The 16,927-nt window shown below is 52.3% G+C and carries 16 protein-coding genes; 9 read left to right on the top strand and 7 right to left on the bottom strand.

Annotated elements, in window-relative coordinates:
* The first annotated feature begins 130 nt into the window (after window positions 1-130).
* From ACW73I_RS06775 to ACW73I_RS06760, 4 genes are all read left to right on the top strand, one after another.
* Complete coding sequence (locus tag ACW73I_RS06775; protein ID WP_458028483.1) at window positions 131-1,066, top strand: AraC family transcriptional regulator; 936 nt, start codon at window positions 131-133, stop codon at window positions 1,064-1,066.
* A 105-nt stretch (window positions 1,067-1,171) separates the two neighbouring features.
* Window positions 1,172-1,690 carry a hypothetical protein gene (locus ACW73I_RS06770; protein ID WP_458028482.1) on the top strand — a complete coding sequence of 173 codons (519 nt, stop codon included), beginning with the start codon at window positions 1,172-1,174 and terminating at the stop codon, window positions 1,688-1,690.
* 891 nt (window positions 1,691-2,581) lie between these two features.
* Complete coding sequence (locus ACW73I_RS06765) at window positions 2,582-3,031, top strand: regulator (RefSeq protein WP_458028481.1); 450 nt, start codon at window positions 2,582-2,584, stop codon at window positions 3,029-3,031.
* 2 nt (window positions 3,032-3,033) lie between these two features.
* A complete protein-coding gene (locus ACW73I_RS06760) occupies window positions 3,034-3,531 on the top strand; it encodes a DUF2380 domain-containing protein (protein ID WP_458028480.1) in 498 nt (165 codons plus the stop codon).
* A gap of 61 nt (window positions 3,532-3,592) precedes the next feature.
* On the opposite strand, the gene ACW73I_RS06755 is transcribed toward ACW73I_RS06760, so the two are convergent.
* Window positions 3,593-4,249: a pyridoxamine 5'-phosphate oxidase family protein gene (locus ACW73I_RS06755; protein ID WP_458028479.1), complete on the bottom strand. Its 657-nt coding sequence runs from the start codon at window positions 4,247-4,249 to the stop codon at window positions 3,593-3,595.
* A gap of 115 nt (window positions 4,250-4,364) precedes the next feature.
* Here ACW73I_RS06755 and ACW73I_RS06750 point away from each other — a divergent pair, with 115 nt between their 5' ends.
* Together ACW73I_RS06750 and nikR are read left to right on the top strand one after the other, a co-directional pair.
* Window positions 4,365-5,165 (top strand): helix-turn-helix transcriptional regulator, encoded by an 801-nt coding sequence (locus ACW73I_RS06750; protein ID WP_458028478.1) that lies wholly within the window; start codon window positions 4,365-4,367, stop codon window positions 5,163-5,165.
* A gap of 337 nt (window positions 5,166-5,502) precedes the next feature.
* The gene (gene nikR / locus ACW73I_RS06745) at window positions 5,503-5,994 is read left to right on the top strand and encodes a nickel-responsive transcriptional regulator NikR (RefSeq protein ID WP_458028477.1); all 492 of its coding nucleotides are present in this window, start codon (window positions 5,503-5,505) and stop codon (window positions 5,992-5,994) included.
* Between the two features lie 34 nt (window positions 5,995-6,028).
* Here nikR and ACW73I_RS06740 read toward each other — a convergent pair whose 3' ends face one another.
* The 3 genes from ACW73I_RS06740 to ACW73I_RS06730 form a co-directional block, all read right to left on the bottom strand.
* On the bottom strand, window positions 6,029-7,798 hold the full coding sequence (locus tag ACW73I_RS06740) for an MOSC domain-containing protein (RefSeq protein WP_458028476.1): 1,770 nt from the start codon (window positions 7,796-7,798) through the stop codon (window positions 6,029-6,031).
* Window positions 7,799-8,044: 246 nt separating this feature from the next.
* Complete coding sequence (locus tag ACW73I_RS06735; protein ID WP_458028475.1) at window positions 8,045-8,773, bottom strand: class I SAM-dependent methyltransferase; 729 nt, start codon at window positions 8,771-8,773, stop codon at window positions 8,045-8,047.
* Complete coding sequence (locus ACW73I_RS06730; RefSeq protein WP_458028474.1) at window positions 8,770-9,351, bottom strand: hypothetical protein; 582 nt, start codon at window positions 9,349-9,351, stop codon at window positions 8,770-8,772. The genes ACW73I_RS06735 and ACW73I_RS06730 overlap by 4 nt, the downstream gene beginning before the upstream one ends.
* Window positions 9,352-9,551: 200 nt before the next feature.
* Here ACW73I_RS06730 and ACW73I_RS06725 point away from each other — a divergent pair, with 200 nt between their 5' ends.
* Complete coding sequence (locus tag ACW73I_RS06725; protein WP_458028473.1) at window positions 9,552-10,430, top strand: AraC family transcriptional regulator; 879 nt, start codon at window positions 9,552-9,554, stop codon at window positions 10,428-10,430.
* Between the two features lie 51 nt (window positions 10,431-10,481).
* Here ACW73I_RS06725 and ACW73I_RS06720 read toward each other — a convergent pair whose 3' ends face one another.
* The 3 genes from ACW73I_RS06720 to mobH are packed head-to-tail and all read right to left on the bottom strand — an operon-like array spanning window position 10,482 to window position 15,354.
* A complete protein-coding gene (locus tag ACW73I_RS06720) occupies window positions 10,482-11,114 on the bottom strand; it encodes a DUF4400 domain-containing protein (RefSeq protein WP_458028472.1) in 633 nt (210 codons plus the stop codon).
* Window positions 11,111-12,955 (bottom strand): conjugative transfer system coupling protein TraD, encoded by a 1,845-nt coding sequence (gene traD / locus ACW73I_RS06715; RefSeq protein ID WP_458028471.1) that lies wholly within the window; start codon window positions 12,953-12,955, stop codon window positions 11,111-11,113. Before traD ends, ACW73I_RS06720 begins: the two co-directional genes overlap by 4 nt.
* Complete coding sequence (gene mobH / locus ACW73I_RS06710) at window positions 12,952-15,354, bottom strand: MobH family relaxase (RefSeq protein WP_458028470.1); 2,403 nt, start codon at window positions 15,352-15,354, stop codon at window positions 12,952-12,954. Before mobH ends, traD begins: the two co-directional genes overlap by 4 nt.
* A 130-nt stretch (window positions 15,355-15,484) precedes the next feature.
* Between mobH and ACW73I_RS06705 the strand changes: the two genes are divergently transcribed.
* Both ACW73I_RS06705 and trfA read left to right on the top strand, forming a co-directional pair.
* Complete coding sequence (locus tag ACW73I_RS06705) at window positions 15,485-15,949, top strand: hypothetical protein (RefSeq protein ID WP_458028469.1); 465 nt, start codon at window positions 15,485-15,487, stop codon at window positions 15,947-15,949.
* A gap of 10 nt (window positions 15,950-15,959) precedes the next feature.
* Entirely contained in the window at window positions 15,960-16,829 is an 870-nt protein-coding gene (trfA, locus tag ACW73I_RS06700) for a plasmid replication initiator TrfA (RefSeq protein WP_458028468.1), read from the top strand.
* The last annotated feature ends 98 nt before the right edge of the window (window positions 16,830-16,927 follow it).

Here is a 16,927-nt window from a genome sequence, read left to right as displayed (position 1 = left end):
AACTTTTCTGTTAATCGGATCGCTTGCAAGCTACACTTGCGGGTCCTCTGTTTTGGTCTCGAGTCAACTTCACCTAAAGTACGGCATGGTTTCCAGCAATTTTCGCTCACGCACAGAATACGAAAGTCGAATGCATAGAGTCGTCGCTTACATTGACAAGCATTTAGACGCATCTCTCGACCTGAATACCTTGGCCGAAGTTGCCTGCTTTTCCCCGTTCCATTTTCATCGGCTATTTTCCGCATGGATGGGAGAAACCTTGGGCGATTACCTGCGGCGCAGGCGTCTCGAGGTTGCAGCGATGAGGCTCGCGGCTCAGCCCCGCATGCAAATACTGAACATTGCATTGTCGGTGGGTTTTGGTTCAGGCGAAGCCTTTACCCGCGCATTCAAGAGCCGGTTTGTTTATTCGCCCACTGTTTGGCGGGAACAGCAACAGACACAACGCATCGCAAATAGCAAGAATAATCAGGCATTACCAGCGCCTTTCGAGGAACATGTAGCTTTTCGTGGCCCAAACACAGGAAGCATCATGGAAGTAGACATCATCGATCGCCAACCTGCGACCATCGCCTATTTTCGTTACACCGGACCCTATGGCGAAGCCATTGCACGGTTTTGGCAGGAAACTTATGTACCTTGGGCGGTCATGAACAAGCTCGCCGCAGATCATACCCGCTATGGCGTCGGCCATGACGACCCGAGCATCACCGCTCCCGAGCAATGCCGATATGATGCCTGTGCCGAAGTCGCGCCCGATTTTGTGGCAACCGGCGGCGCTCTTAAGTCAACCATTCCGGGCGGAAAATATGCAGTTCTCAAGTTCAAAGGTACAGTGGAACATGTGGGCAAAGCCTGGGTCGCCCTGCTTCGGGACTGGTTGCCCGCTAGTGGTTTGCAACTCGATGGGCGGCGATGTTTTGAGTATTACCCAAAGGGTGCAACCTATGATCGTTCGACTGGAAAGTTAGAATGCGAGTTGTGCCTTCCCGTGGTTCCACTATGGCATGTTTTGCCTACCGGTTCGTTATTGGCTTTTTGGGCTCCAGTCGATGGGCCGGCTTAGAAGGTTGCATTGCGCTTTGGTGCTTCCATATCGTTCCAGTCCATGATCCAAGTAGGATGCATTAAATCATATCGATTGCAAACTTAGGCGCTAGGAGATTCTTGAGTGAAAGATAAATACATAAACCGAGGCGTTTCCGGGTTACTGGTGTTGTCGGCCGTGTTACTTGGAATATTGGTTCCCGGTGGGCCGATTGAAACAAGAGATTTCTCGCATATATCGCCAGTGATACTGGGAGCGTTCAACACTTTCCTGACAGTCTTGGGAATTGGCAGCATTGCCTTTGCCTACTTCGCTTTGAAAGGGAAGCATTGGGCAGTAGTTGCTTCCTTGGTTTGCGGAATTTCCTATTTCCTGGTTTACGCATTGGATCTTGGTAAGATATTTCCTGTTTCGCCGAATGAAATGCCTTTGGCATTGCTGGTCATTGAGGTTGTTGGCCTCTTGGTATCGCTGCCTTTGGCTTATCTATCGTGGCGGGCGATTCAAATGACAATGGAACTGGGCTACGCAAATGAGAGCGGTAGCGCGATGAACAAAAAGCAGGTGCAAGTACTGGCAATTGCGGTTCTTGCAGGAATCGGCATCATTATATTTGCGACACTGGCTGCGATGGGGAAATGATTGTGTCTGGAAGCCTAAGTCTCATAAGGCCGTAAGACGTAATGTTCGGGTGTCAATTTGGGAAGTAAGGTAAGTTTGAGCTCTACGGTAGCCGGGAGAACCTTAGCGGACGATTTTTCCGTTTCATGAGTAGCATTTCCAAAAAATAGGATCAAATCCTATTTCAAAGTAAAACCACATTTTGGTGCTATTTATTGAATCAACAGTCGGTAAAAGTAGAAATGGACGTGGCGTGTGGCCTAGGGAGGGTCGACAGAGAAACCGATTGTCTATGCCTATTTGAGTTAACAAATTCTAATAATATCGTTTTAGTTCAGAAATTCTTCTCGGTATTCTGCAAACCGTATTAACGTTTTTCGGGGAGCCAGAGATCATCAAAAACACCCTAGACGCCATTAAAGAAGAGTTGGAACGCGTTCTTTACCAAACCTGGGCTTTAGGAAGTTAAGCTCGTGTATCGACAGTCGTCGTTGGCAAGCAATTGCGTTAACTCGGCAGGTTCGGTAGTCGGCTTTTTCTGCATTTTGGCGAGTCCTGACAAACGCGACATCTGGTCGATAAGATTAAATTCGCATCTACAAGAGGCAGGCAATCCACCTTGTTGAAATTGGAGTATTTTATGCGTTTCACAGATTAGCCCGCCAGCCCTTTGCGCCAACGCATAATTGGTGACATGCGTAAACTTTCTCCTAAAGCTCAAGCCAGATAATTTAGGAGATCGACTTTCTAAAAACCTAAGCGGATTCCGAAAAGGCCATGTTCAACAGCGGGCAAATTGCCCGAATTTGCCAGGCAAATATCGGCTGATAGTCAGCGCACTCACGGTTACTCTGTTAGCAACCGAGTGTTCCGGTTAAGCATATCGATTGTTAATTACGTTGGAGGGCAGCAATGACTACTTATTGTTTTGATGACAGCCATATTCACTGGCAACAACTGGATGGGATCGACCATTTACAGTACTACATTCTTGATATCGACGAACCGGGCAGGATCATTGATGTATTGTTTAAATTCGCCGCGCGTGAACAGATTGTCTTGCATAGGCATCAGGTATTGAATCAGACCTTTGTGGTGCAGGGTGAGCATCGTTTATACCATGCCGACGGCAGCGTGAAGGAAATCCGCCCGGCTGGCCGTTACACGATTAGCCCGGCCAGCGACGAACCGCATCAAGAGGGCGGTGGTGACCAGGATGCCATTGTGTTTTTCAGTATCCGCGGCGGCAATGGTGTGCTTTATCAAATTCTGGATGATGCGCAGAAACCCGTTGGCGAATTGACCATGCAGGATTTCATCGGGTTGTGGCAACAACAAGCGAATAGCACTTCGGGAGTTTGAACATGAGACCCTGTCACTTGCTGGTTACCTGGCTGTTATGTGGCTGGTCGACCAGCTATGCAGAAACCCGAATTGCCGTGCTCGACTTCGAGCTGAATGATATTACCTCGTTGCCGTATACGACAGCGGAATTGCAGCGTACTGCCTCAATGGCGCCGTTGTTGCGGCAATCGTTGAGTCAATTCGATGATGTTCAGCTGGTTAATATTTCCGCCGAAACGCAACAGGAGGCCAATGCAGGCTTCGGTTATCTGTTTCGCTTTCATGATCTTGCCGCAAAGCTCGGTCAACAACAGGGTGCGGACTGGATTGTCGTGAGTCAACATAGCAAGCCGAGCTTTTTGTTTTCTTATCTGTGGACTTATCTAATCAACGTCAAAACCCAAACTGCCGTCAGTCGTTATGACATCGAACTAAAAGGCAGACATGAGTTGGTCACTCAGCATGGGATCGATAAGTTGGGTCAAAAGATTCGACAGTCGATAAATGGGCAAAAATAATACCATTGAAGCGATATGGCTAAACGAATCGATCCGTTGAACGGATATTCTAAATCGACATTCAAGCGTTTTTGTTTTTCAGCATGTCGCCGTATTGTTCCGGTGTGATGGTACCGCCAAGTTTTTCCGCAAGTCCTTGGTCACAAGGCGGCAGTACATCCTGGATTGCATCGATTCGTTTCCACTGTGGCGTTGGTGTTTCCATATCAGCCTGCGGCACGTATTTAGATGCTTCGACACGCTGCATACGATGAATATAGCGAGGACAGTTAACGAACAGTTCGCTAATCTGCACTCTGATAATTGCTTGAGCTTCCGGATAGTCCGACAAAAGCTGGTCGTCAGCTTCAATTGAGGCATCACCGTGGACGCGAACACGATGCGGCGTATCGAAATCGATAAATAACATGCCGATTTTGCGATGGTGTTGGATGTTACCTAGGGACAAAAACATTCCGTTCCCGTCATAAGTTGGAAAACACAAGGTCTGGGGGTCTATTCTGCGAACAAGACCGGGATTTCCGCCTTTGTATGAACAGGTAGGATAGCCGCGATGATCCACCGTGGTCAGAAAGAAAAAGTCCCTGCTTTCGATAAAGGCCTGATGTTGTTCGGAGATTTGCGTTTCGACAATAATTTCTTCCAGGCGGTCTGCCAGAGGCCGAGTTTGGTGTTGGTCTTGTAACCGTCTGTGTTGCTCGCTATAAAAATTGCTCATTGATCGTATTCCTGTGGTGATATCGTTAGCAGAGAAAGTCAGGTGATTTACAGTCGATCATGGTATTCAGTACACTGGCCGAACCGTAACCATTGATAGCAAAAGAGCATAACTGATGACCCCATCATTCCGCTTGTACAAACATGCTGTAACAGATGAGGAACTCGACGCGCTGTGGGACATTCGCGACGGCCGCACCTTTTTCACTGGGCCGTTGTATCGATGCACCAACCATCAACATGGGGCACCGGTGTTTTTAGCCGGTTTGTATGGCAAATTTCGTCTGCGTCTACCAGGCGGGGATTGGCTGTGGTGCCGCACAGCGATTATTCCGGCTGGCGTAATGCACGAATTGGAAGTTGGCGGTGAGCCTATCACCGTACTGTACATCGAGCCGACCGTCTCCGGCGTCGATGCCTTTCTACCGCTGGTCAACAGCGGCCGAGCCGAACAAGGCGCCTTGGTCGGCAACGGTGGTGAAATCGCTTTCATGCGCGATTTGTATGAAGATCGTTACAAAGTCGGTTGGTCCGCTGATGCGCTCCAGGATTTGCTCGACTATTCGATTCAACGATCGCCCGCAACTGTTATCGATCCGCGTGTGCAACGCATCGTCGAAAAGCTGCAGGCCCATGACGGTTTGAGCCCGCTGACCGATTTGGCGGCTCAGGTAAGCTTGTCGCCGTCGCGCTTTCAGCACCTATTTACCCAACAGGTCGGCGTACCGTTTAGGCGCTACCGTGCCTGGTGCCGTATGCGCCAAGCGCTGACCAGCATCGTTTGCGGTGACAATTTCACGACCGCCGCCCACGCCGCCGGCTTTACCGATTCAGCTCACTTTTGCCACGACTTTCGCAAGACCTTCGGCGCGCCGCCGAGTGTGAGTTTGAGCGATTTGGCGCGATTGCAAACCTAACGATCCACTCGGTCTAGCAACACACCATGACCATATCCGAAAGTCAATCGTTCGACCAGTAGCTGCTGCCATCCCGCGTTGTTCAAATTCGGCAGTTGGGTGTAAAGCCTACATAATATGTTGACGTTGGTGCTGTATGTCAAACTGCGTAAAACATAAAACATTCTGCTAGAGCATCGGAGGCTCGGGAAAAAGCTGAGCCAACGGAGGCGGTTGTTGCTTAGAGAAACTATCAGATCGAGATTTATGGATAAAGGAGTTGATACCATTAGGTTAGCCAACGGACAATTGTGTTTTGGTCGGTTAACATACGACAACATTATCTGGAATTGAAAAAATGACTAAGCGTGATTCTAAGAAATCGGAACCGAAGAACGACACAAAACGCTTGGCGAGCCGGATCAGCATGACGCTGCCAGAGGATCTGTTGAATGAACTCGATGCCATGGTCAGCGAACGTGGCTTTGCCAATCGCTCTCAAGCTATCGCCAAAATCCTGCACCGCTCGCTAGTTGAACACCGTAACGAGGTCGGCGATCGGGTGATGGTGGGAACGATAACGCTGTTTTACGATAATCTGGCAATCGGTGTGCAGCAAAAATTGTCTGATTTGCAACGGCAAAATATCGCCGAGGTCATTTCATCGCTGCACGTATTGCTGGACGGCGAGCGAACTTTGGAGGTGATTCTGGTGCAGGGGCCGCCGGCGAAAGTACAGGAAATCGCCGACGCGATGATCACGCTTCGCGGCGTGCTGTGGGGGCGATTGGAACTCGTTGCCGCATTGATTCCGCAACTGCATCCTTTTTCGAATTCGCCGGAGAAGTGATGCCGGCTGCTGGTTGCGCTCTAAAACGACATGATTAAAGGTCTAATACCACATCGGAAACCGGTATCGTACAGCAAATAAAGGTTTGTTCAGGCGACGGCGGATCGACCAGTTCCAGATAATCCACCGAGCCGGAAAGAATTGTGGTTGCGCACGATTGGCAGGTGCCGGCCCGGCACGCGAATGGAGGGCGTAGTCCGTTGGCTTCAGCCAGGTCTAGTAGCGTCCCCCGGTCTGCGGTCCACTGCACGGACAACCCCGACTTTTCAAAGGTCAAGGTATGTTCGGTACCTGCCGCTTCAGGGTTAAACTGAATTGTTCTACCTGGCCGTGCCGCGAATGTCTCGATATGAATTCGGTTTTCCGAAACGCCAGCTTGTTGCAGCATTTCTTCAACTTGGTCCAGAAACCCCAAAGGACCGCATAGAAAAAAGTTCGACGCTTCCAAGTCCAGCTCAGTCAACAGTTTTGCCTCTATCCGACCTACTCGGGTAGTATCGGACAGTGGTGGCTCTAACCCGGATTCAGCTAGAAAAATGGCTTTCAGATGGCTGTGGTTGTCGCAAAGCGCTGCAATCGGTTGCCGGAAGCAACGTTCGGATTCGGCGCGGACGGCGTAAACCAGAGTGGTCGGGCAATCCATGTTGGCGGCGTGTTCAAACATGGCGAACAGCGGCGTGATACCGACACCGCCAGCGAATAGCACGCGTGGCGAGGTGTCGATTTCATCAATAAAAAAGCGTCCGCCGGGGGCCTTGACCAGCAATTGGTCACCGACTTTTACCGACTTGTGCAGATAGCGTGACATTGACGCGCTTTGATTTTCCTCTTCCACTGCCTGCATGCATTTGATCGTTATTCGGAATGCATTTGCAGAGATCTGGGCGGACGACAGTGAATAGGGTCTAACTAGCGTACCGCGTATGGGAGTTTCAGCTTGTAAGGTAATATGTTGGCCAGGTAGGTAGCCGGGCAGTTCGGCGCCGTCTGTCGGCGCCAGATACAAGGATATTATTCCAGCGGCTTCCGTTTCGCGCTTTGTTACCATAAACGTTTTGTAGCCGGACCATGCCTGGGGTTGGCGGGCCAGCATCAGCGCTGTGGCTCGCTTGTCGAGTAACGCTTGCCACTCTGGCGACAAGCCTGCCGCATTTCGGGCAAATTTTAGGTCAGCCAAGGTCGCGTTCGGATCGTAACAAGCACGAACGAATTCGTGGATTGTCGGTGACGGGATGGAAACGGGTTCGTGTATCAATTGATCGCCCGCCATCACGCTGCCCTCTTGTAAAACCCGCGCATAAAAACCAACGCGGCCGTTTTCCAGAAATATTTTTGAAAATCCAGGGTCTTCATTGAGCGTCATGGCGAGCTTAAAGCACGATATGCGCGGTTCGCTGATTTGCATCACCAATTTTCCGCAAATCAAAAGGTCGCCGATACGGACGGAATCTTCCGTCAAATTACTTATTGTTAAGTTTTCCCCGAAGGCGCCCGCCGCCAGTTTTCGTCCCAAATAGGCTTCCCAATGCGCGTATCCCAGCAATCCGTAAATATAGACCGCTTTATGCGGCCCGCCGTGGCAACGCAAATCTGCCTGTTCATCGTCTTCTACTCCGTTGGTGCCAATGTGAACTAAACCGTTGACAGGTTGTTTAAAAATGCCCGTTGGGACGGTTTTATCTTTAAACATGACGTTCGTGACTTTGCTGACGTTTATGGAAGTAATGCTGGCATTAGTCGAATCGTTCGGTGGGCGTTGACTGATTAACTTTGTGGTTGATTTCATTCCTTTGTGTTTGGTCATGGTTTAGTCTCCGATAAATTAGTAATCGATTCAATTCCAGCGGGCCGAGCTGGGGCGTTAAGCGCTGATCGGATGGAGTTGCGGCTTAATTACGCAAAATAGTATCACGAAATATATAAAACGTAATACTATTTGTTTTTGACAAGCTTTTACGCCTGCACTCACTCAATGCGCTAGCAAAGATGCATGGAAGATTGGCTAAAGAACCGAGGGGTATTATCGCTCGCGTAAATGGATGTGCTCAGTTCACGGCTTGGCTGCTGTGAAGATTATCGACAATGGTTGGTTAGCGTTGGGAGCCGCAGGTTCGCGAATTTCGGCGATTTCGAAGCCGTTGCCGACGAATAAATCCACCCAACTGGACAGGGTACGGAAATACCAGGGAGGTGGGTCGCTAAAGTCCTGGCTGAACCCTTGCCACGAACCTGCGCGCCAGCCATCGCGGTAGGGTAGGCCGCCACAGGCCGCCAGCGGATGTAGCGTTTGCACGATCAAGCGGCCGTGCGTTGGCAACAAACCGGCTGCAGCGGCAAATAGCGTTTCAACCGAGGTTTTTCCGAACAGAGAAAAATTACAGACCAATGTGTCGGCCTGAAACTGGAATCGGCCTTGGGCGATATCTTGGTAAGACGCCAGATAATAGGTTTCCCGGCCGGCTTGGCGGGCTTGTTCGATCAGCGCCGGAATGGCGTCGACGCCGGCCGCCAGAATACCGCGTTCGGTCAACGCCCGTACCAGCCAGCCTTCGCCGCAGCCGATATCCAGCACAGACTGCGGAGCGCATGCGGCGACGGCATCTATGACCGCCTGATCGGTAGCCAACCGGCGGCTGGCGATTTGCCCTTCGCGAACCGCGGCCGTCCACGGTTCGGCGTTGGCCGCCCAAGAAACCAAAATGCGACTGTCGTTGCTTTGATCGGCAACGGCGGAATGCGGTTCGCCGTCGGCCTCAAGACACCCGCTACTGTCGCTCATGCCGTTACCGCGCGCCGACGTAGCGCGATCAGCGCCATTAATAATACGCAGGCCAATGCGATCGCCGCCGGAAACAGCAAGGTGGTTGCAGAATAATGTTCCAACGCCAAAACTACCAATAGGTTGCGCAGTGCAAACAGGCCGAAAAAGCCGGGCGACTCGCTGTAGGGCTGCGCATAGGCTTTCCGCCAGGTTGGGCCGAAACCCAGCAGGTCGACCACCGTCAACAGCACCACGGCCCAAAACGGATCGGCGGTTACATACCATAACGGCAGCGCAGACAAAGCTGCGGCAAAAAAACACCAATCGCTACGGGTAATGCTCAAGTCGCCCCGCCGCCTATAGGCCAGAATCGCGATCAAGACCGTCAAACTACCCGACACACCTATAGGCCAGGCGCCGACGCCGCCGCGGTCGGCGATTTGCGCCAGAAACACCACGAACGTGGTACTTCCCCAGATCACCCAGGAAAACACGTGTGCTTGCACGGTGCCCTGGAGGATGGCTCTAATATAAGGCAGTAATGCGGCTATGGTTAAGGCAATAGCCATGGCGCTGAGTAAAGGCTTGAACGGCATTTGGATACGGAAGGAAGAAGCTAGCTAGGCATTGTAATGGACTATGCCGATTGCGCCTATCGTAGGCTTGCAGATTTATACCTTATCCCGCCTAAGTTTATCGACATAGCGGTTTTAAAATAGCAATTACGGTCAGGATACTGAGTCTGCGGCGTGACAGAATATGTCCAGCTTAAAGGAAAATCGTAATTGCCGAAACAATGGCCAAGCTCGCTAAACAAAATATTGCCTACCAAGACAGAATGGACAGGGTATGCGACTACATCCGCGCTAATCTGGACGCCGATTTATCCGTCGACCGCTTGTGCCGGATTGCGCTGTTTTCCAAATACCACTTCCATCGGCAATTTTCCGAATATACCGGAATTAACGTGTTTCGATTCATTCAGCTAACGCGCTTAAAGCGGGCATGCTACCAGTTGGCATATCGCCTGGATCTGCGGATTATCGATATCGCCTTCGAAGCCAAGTTCGAAAATCCGGAATCGTTTGCCCGTGCCTTTAAGAAATTATTCGGCCAGACGCCGTCGCAATTTAGAAAACAACCCCAGTGGCAAACCTGGCATCAAAACTACCGCCTACCGGCACAACGAGGAAAATTAGACATGCAAATAGAGATAGTGACATTCGAACAAACCAAGGTTGCCGTGTTAGAACACCGCGGGCCGGTTGAAACTTTAAACGACTCGATAGCGGTGTTTATAGAATGGCGCAAGGCCAGCGGATTGTCGCCCAAGAGCACCAGCAATACCTACGGGCTCGCCTACGACGACCCGGAAACCACGGCACCTGAGAATTTCAGATTCGACCTGTGCGGTTCGGTCGATCACGATGTACCGGATAATCCGCAAGGGGTCGTCACAAAAACCATCCCCGGCGGGCGCTACGCGGTGATTCACCACGTTGGGCCGCACGAAGCCATGGACGACAAAATACGTTTTTTGTACGGAACGCGGCTGCCTGAAAGTAACGAAGAATTAAGGGATTTTCCCTGTTTCTTTCACTACCTAAATCTTTTTCCGGACGTGCCGGAAAACGAATTAATCACCGATATCTATTTGCCGTTGAAAGACGCTTGAGTTCAGGTGACCATGTCGGATCCCGAAGCACTAGTCTGGTTGTTGGAGGCGTTATACTCGTTTCTGCGTGTTAGCCAACAGTATGTTGACGGCGTAGGCCACAATAAAAACGCCCACCGGCACGGCTTGTGGCGGAATCGGAAACGGTAAGGTCAAACTGACCAGCAGCAGATACAGCGCACCCAGAATCAGGTAAAGACTGTAGCGATGCGCCATGGGGCTTGGATAATCGAAGTTGGTTTGGCTGATTTTGCGCCGCACCAGTCCATCGACGACAAACGGCAATAAGGCCGCCGCCAGGTACGGCAACCAAATACACGCCGTGGTCAGGCGCTTGATTATTTGAAAGATCGTGTCCCACAGCACGTTGAGCCGGCTTTCGATAAAAGGAAACAAATCGTGGCGGCCCACATCCTCGAAGCCTTTGGACATCTGGCGTTCGCGCTCGGTCGGGATGAAGTAGCGGAACACGCTGTCGCGGATGCCGGTGCTGACGAACAAGCGATCGAACCAGCGTTGCGCGGTGTAACTGATCTGCGATTCCTTTTCTGCTCCAAAATAGCCGATCATCATCCGGTCTTCGGCGCGCTGCAGTTCACGCGTCCAGCGGTCGGAAACGAAACTGGCCACCAGGATCACTTCCAGTAGCCAAAGCATCAGGCTGAACAACAGATTGCGTGTCATGAGCCCGCGCCTTGACGGTTCAGTTGTTGATCCAGGTCAGACCGCAGAATCGGCAAACGACCTTTGACAATCCGGCCGCCGGATAACTTGGCGATGTAATGCAAGTCAGGCAGTTGTCCGAGTAGTTGCGGGGCAAACAAATCACCTTCTTCTTCCATCAAGCGTTCACCGACATTACCGGAAAACACGGTGGGATTGGTCGCGCTGGTCGCTACGCCTTGGGTGCGCATGATGTATTTCAATCGGGTTTTGGGCAGATTGTCGGTGATGTACTGCTGGGTCTCGCTGTCCATGATCCTTAGCGCGATCAGGTTGTTGACGTTACCCAGCACTTGGCGGGCTTTGTCCTGAGAACCGGTGCGGGCGGCAAAATCGGCAAAGGTTTGCGTGGCAATGAACAAGCGAATCTTGGCGCCGCGGCCTTTGTTCAACACCTGAATAAAAGGATCGTTGATGACTTCGGCCGCTTCGTCGACAAACACATTCACCGGTCGGTCCGAGACACCGTGGTTGTAGCGATCGCCGGCAACCGCCGCCAAATCGGCCAACAGAATCGAACCAATCGCGCTGCCCACCATGCCGTCTGATAACGAGTCCAGGCCTATGTAAGCGACCTGGGCCTTTTCGATAATGTGGCCGGTATTGGTGATCGGCCTAAGATCTTCAATATCATGCGGGTTAGGGGAGAGCAAGGGACCTAAAGAGCCTGAGGTCAGCATGTTCATGATCGGAATCAAGGACGCCACCATCTTGCTGAAATGCGCGCGGTCGTGTTCGAACAACGACAACAGGCCTTCCAAATCCAGATTCGGCAGTTGGTATTGGGCGACTTCCCAGTAAAACCGTACCAGACCTACTGCTTTGGAATCGATGTCCTTGGTATTCTTCAGATAAGGCCGTGCCTCTTGGCGCCAATGGCCCAGGTTGTTGTCGAAATAGCGTTCCAGGGCTTGAATCACCAGTGTCGAAGGGCCGCCTTCCAGGTAACGGCGCAGTTTCACCAAGGTTGGCCGTTCCTCGATCACCATCAAGCCTTGGATGACGTTATCCAGCGATTTTTGCCCAAAGGCTTTGAAGGGATCGTTACTGCTTTCGCTGGGCGAAATGGCGCTGATGCGGCTGGCGATTTCCGAAGGACGGTTGAAATTGTGCAAAGGGTCGAGTCGCACGCTGTCTTCCGGAAACGCCGGATGGAAATACACAAAGCGATCCGGACGCTTGGCCAAGGCGCAAGCCCGTTTGGCGCTCGCCATCAAGTCCTTGTCGCCCTTGGGATCGATGATGATCACCGCTTCGCCACGCAATACCGCTTGTGTCACCAACACATCAAAGGCGCGGGTTTTGCCGGCACCGGTGGTACCGACCAGCAGCGTATGGCCGGCGGTATGCTGCAAGGGTTGGCGAATGTCACTTTCGGAGACTTCCAGGCCGTGTATCCAGGCCGAGCCCATGCGTTGATGATCGCTGGGAATCAGCGTCGAGACATCGCGTTTCAAAATCTCGTAGGCCAACTGGGCATGCTTTTGCACCCAATCGAATCCCCAACCGAACCACAAGGTCTCAGGATGATACTTCACAATTTTTACAAGCTTTTCGGCATCCAGGTATTGGAAACGAAACTGCCGCAACCGGCGTTTGCGGTACCAGAGACTCAACGCCGGCGACAATCGCCAACACGCCATGACTCCGCACGCCGCCATCAACCAATCGAAAGGCTCACGCGGCAAGTCAGACCAGCGACTGGTCCAATATGCCAATCCGGCACCCCCCAACCAACCCGAGATGGCGTAAACCTCAAATATCGGCCGCCAGGGAAACTGGTAGTCATAATCGGATTTCATGGGCGTAACCGAACCTGGATGCCTTCCGTGGCACTGACCGAGCGACCATCCGGATGGTTGGCAATATCGAGCATCATGCGAGTGCGCTTGATCGTCGGATGTTGCGTCAGAAATTGTTCCAGCTCGGTATTGGACACTATGTACCAGTGGCCGTCTGGCGATGATTCGTCGGGCGGAAGGTTTTGTTGCCGCACATACGCGATCAGCAAATCGATCGTTCCGGCTTTTGCCGGTGGGGTTGTTACGGGATCACTTGCCTTATCAGGCTCGGAATTGACCGAACTGTCTGACGCGTTGCCGCGTATTGATTTTTGCTTACCTGTCGCGTTTGATTTGGACCGAGCAAGCTTGGGTTCCCGAATGGTCTCGTCTTGAGGCTGAGCAGACTTAACTTGATCTCTGGTCTTGTCAGTATTGCTACTTGGAGATTGAGGGGATGACGCTGTCAGCGTGGGTTTGTCTTGGGATTTCAATAATGCCTTCAAAGCCAGACTCGGTTCCAATGCCAGCAGGATGCCGCGGACCGATCGGATGGTTTGTACCTTACGCATCGGCGACAGGACGTCGGTCACTAGCCAACCGCTGGCCTCCAGGATTTTGATGAAATGGGGTGGGTCGATGGCGAGTTTTTCAGCGGTAGCCGGAAACGACAGCAAGTATTTGTCTTGGACTTCCAATAGATCGCTGCCTAATTGCCATTGGCCTTGATTGAGCATAGAGGCGACATCCATTAACCATTGGCCGGCATCGCCATGGTTTTCCAACCAGCACTTGGCGCTGTCGACCGGATTGGAGGCGCTTTTCGAATCTCTCGTGGAGAAATCAGGTTTTGCGGCTGATGCAGTTTTTTCTGCGTTGGTCGATGTGGCTGGCGTTGCGTTTTTCGGATGCTCGGTCTGACACAACGAAGGGGCGTCATCGGTTGATTTGGATTGCGACAGTCCTTGATCGGGATTTGATGGCAAGGAATTTGAAATGCTTGGTGCCGATTCGTGGACCGGTAGATCGAGTTCAGCGCTCGTGTCTTGAGCAGGTTCTATCTGGGGATCTTGTGGCTCAACGGGCTTAGGCTTATCAGTGCGTTGGGGTTGCTTCATAACCGCGACGTTCTTGGGTTTTGCCGGTTTGCTGAGTTTTGGTGCCTGACTGGTAACGGGCTCGGCTTTTACGATGGTCGCATCCGATTCTTTGATTTCGCGCGCTTCAACCACGAGCGGCGGCTCGCCACTGAAAATGAGTTCCGCAGATTTCAGTCGCAACAGATACAGCGGATTGTCCAAGCCCTCTGGCTGCATTTGCCAATAACGGTATTGCCGACCATCCGGCCAGGACTTAGGGATTGCCAAACCGCGTTCGATCAGGATGTCCGCCAAGGTGTCTTCGTCGCGCGGAATGCCGGGCACTTTGTCCTTGGTCAGCAGGGTGACGATGTCTTGCGCACCGGCACGCCAGACGATATGCAGGCCATCCTCAAAACGCCATAGTCGAGCACCTTTTTCGTTGACGGTCCATTGACCGGACTTGACCAAGCGGCGCATGGCGTCGAACAAGTACTTTTCCACCGGCATGCCCAAGGCCGAGTCGATGTTTTGGTAGTGCGCTTTCAAATCCCGTTCCACGCTTTTGCAGTCGGCGGTGATCACCAGTGCGTAAACTTTGGAGCCGCGGTCCAAACCGTTAATGGTTTCCAGCATGGCCTGCATGATGTCCGGGCCAGACTCCAGGATGAATGTGCGCGCTTCGCGGGTGAGGACACGCTCGATCACCAAGGCCGAAAACTGTTCATGGCGTTTATGGCGGTTATCCCGCCAGCGCAGAAAGTATCGGTCTATCTCATGTCGCACAGCCCAGTCGGTGATATTTTCATCGCAAGGGTTCCAGGTATGTTGTCCCTGTGAGTCGACCACGGCGATATCGGCGACCGGTTTGCCGATGTCATGCAATAGCCCGGCAAAACAGACCGCTAGACGCCAGCGTACTTCTTGTGCTTTTCGTTCCTTGGGCGAGGCAGCGGTGGCAAACAAACTGCCTTGGGATGCCAAAGTGGCCCAATGGGCGACTTCCAGACCATGCCGAAACAAGCCACCGGCGCCGCGATGATGATGAGATTCCGAAGCCGGCAATAAGTGGCTGAAGGCTGCATAACGGCGTATGACCGGCGCGGCTATGGTTTGATAAAGACTATCCGGCATGGCCAGCGCCTGTTCAATGGCCGCAATCAGCTCCGTTTGGCTGGATAGGATGCGTTCTACCGGTGCCGCCGGCAGACCCTTCATGAACGGCGGGTAACGCGGCACGTCCTCATCAATCGTTGTCGCAACTTGAGCGACAGGCGCGGACTCGACGCCAAACAGACGTTGGCGGATGCGGGTAATGAGAGTCGAAGGCGTATTTTCCATAACGCTGCATCTTGCCGGGAATTTTTCAATCGTCGCTTGCAGCCGACGACGAATTCGACGTCAGCTGCAAGCAGGCCTCGCAAAAGAGTGTTTAGTGTAACGAGCTCCCTTTAATTACCCTGGAGCTCTCATGAAATTCAAATCGCTCGTAATCCATTGTCTTGTGCCCATGCTGTGCGGCACGGCCTGTACTTCGCTGAATCGGCCCGATGCCGCCGTGAGCGAGACCGTTATCGAATGGATAGTGCCGATTCAACCCGAACAACCCTGGCGTCTGGATAATGCTTGGCGGACAGGTGGATTGGGCGGTTCAGTGATGCGAACTGCAGCAATGGAACACGTCGTCAGGCAAGTCGATCAGCCGCTTGGCGTTTACGTGGCAAGTGAAGACACCTCGGACCGCGTACTCAATGTCAGCACGTCCAACATCCGAGATAACCAGGATGACGATGCACGGGTCATCGAACGCGCCTGGCGAAAATATTGCCATCACCAACTCGATATGACACCGCAGGAGCTGGCGTTAGTAAGAACCATGACTATCCCGCACAACGTTCTGAGCCATGGTTGCAACCCTGGCAACCTGAAGAAGTGAGGCGGCCGTCATGGACAGCAATAGCTCAAACCATTCGCTCGACAATCTCTCCGAACGTTTTCAGTCTCTGACTGAGCGGAGAAAAGCCAAATTGCGGGTCGTCGAACCCTTGAAGTCTTTACCCAACTGGCCGTCGGCAATTCGCGGTACACCGAATGCCTGTTTACGGAGCGCATTGTTCGCCGGCATCCAGGGAAAGGAACGTATTGCCTACAAAAAACGAACACTGTTGGCGGCGGTCGATGGGATCGAGGTGCGTTACCTCGGCATACAGCTCAATCAATCGGACCTCGATGTCTGGATGCAGATCGTGCATTTGTCCCGCCAACAATTACCGGGATTTAGCGTGACCTTCAGCGCTCATGCCCTGTTGACGGCATTGGGGCGTGGTAGCGGCAAAAGCCAACATGAATGGTTGAAGGAAGCGATGGCCCGTTTGGGCGGCGCCTTTGTGGAGATCACCTTTCACGGCCGGGATGCCTTTGGTGAAAAAGGCTTTTTGCGCTATTACCGTGATGAACAAACACAGCGCTACGTGGTGGAATTGACCGAATCTATGCTACGCCTGTTCGAGGACGGCTACACCTACATTGAATTCGAGCAGCGGCAGAAATTGCGCAAACAACCCTTGGCCTTATGGTTACACGGTTTTTTGTCGTCCCATGCCGCTCCGTTCCCGATGAAAATTACCACCATTCACCGGCTGAGCGGTAGTGGCGCGAAAACCATCCGCGATTTCAAGTATCGACTGGGTAAAGCGTTGGAGGCCTTGGTGAACATCGGCACTTTGGCTAGCTTTGAATTCGCTGATGACATGGTGAAAATCAAACGCCAGCCGACGCCCAGTCAACAGCGATTTCTCGTCGACCAGCAGCACTAAAAAAGCACGGCATTAGACCGACGCTATTTTGGGTCGGCCGAAGCCTCTCGATACGGCATTAGGCCGACGCGGATACGGCATTAGACCGACGGAGGCAC

It is taken from the genome of Methylomonas sp. MgM2 (assembly GCF_054172045.1).
The sequence above is the reverse complement of the archived record's forward strand: the minus strand, read 5'-3'. Positions and strand labels throughout refer to the sequence as shown.

Bases quoted from the DNA above. Each gene is read 5' to 3' on its own strand.
- mobH (WP_458028470.1), bottom strand. From the start codon at position 15,354: ATGGAAAATACGCCTTCGACTCTCATTACCCGCATCCGCCAACGTCTG.
- nikR (WP_458028477.1), top strand. From the start codon at position 5,503: ATGACTAAGCGTGATTCTAAGAAATCGGAACCGAAGAACGACACAAAA.
- ACW73I_RS06765 (WP_458028481.1), top strand. From the start codon at position 2,582: ATGACTACTTATTGTTTTGATGACAGCCATATTCACTGGCAACAACTG.
- ACW73I_RS06725 (WP_458028473.1), top strand. From the start codon at position 9,552: ATGGCCAAGCTCGCTAAACAAAATATTGCCTACCAAGACAGAATGGAC.
- ACW73I_RS06730 (WP_458028474.1), bottom strand. From the start codon at position 9,351: ATGCCGTTCAAGCCTTTACTCAGCGCCATGGCTATTGCCTTAACCATA.
- ACW73I_RS06750 (WP_458028478.1), top strand. From the start codon at position 4,365: ATGACCCCATCATTCCGCTTGTACAAACATGCTGTAACAGATGAGGAA.
- ACW73I_RS06755 (WP_458028479.1), bottom strand. From the start codon at position 4,249: ATGAGCAATTTTTATAGCGAGCAACACAGACGGTTACAAGACCAACAC.
- ACW73I_RS06720 (WP_458028472.1), bottom strand. From the start codon at position 11,114: ATGACACGCAATCTGTTGTTCAGCCTGATGCTTTGGCTACTGGAAGTG.
- ACW73I_RS06775 (WP_458028483.1), top strand. From the start codon at position 131: ATGCATAGAGTCGTCGCTTACATTGACAAGCATTTAGACGCATCTCTC.
- ACW73I_RS06705 (WP_458028469.1), top strand. From the start codon at position 15,485: ATGAAATTCAAATCGCTCGTAATCCATTGTCTTGTGCCCATGCTGTGC.
- trfA (WP_458028468.1), top strand. From the start codon at position 15,960: ATGGACAGCAATAGCTCAAACCATTCGCTCGACAATCTCTCCGAACGT.
- traD (WP_458028471.1), bottom strand. From the start codon at position 12,955: ATGAAATCCGATTATGACTACCAGTTTCCCTGGCGGCCGATATTTGAG.
- ACW73I_RS06760 (WP_458028480.1), top strand. From the start codon at position 3,034: ATGAGACCCTGTCACTTGCTGGTTACCTGGCTGTTATGTGGCTGGTCG.
- ACW73I_RS06740 (WP_458028476.1), bottom strand. From the start codon at position 7,798: ATGACCAAACACAAAGGAATGAAATCAACCACAAAGTTAATCAGTCAA.
- ACW73I_RS06735 (WP_458028475.1), bottom strand. From the start codon at position 8,773: ATGAGCGACAGTAGCGGGTGTCTTGAGGCCGACGGCGAACCGCATTCC.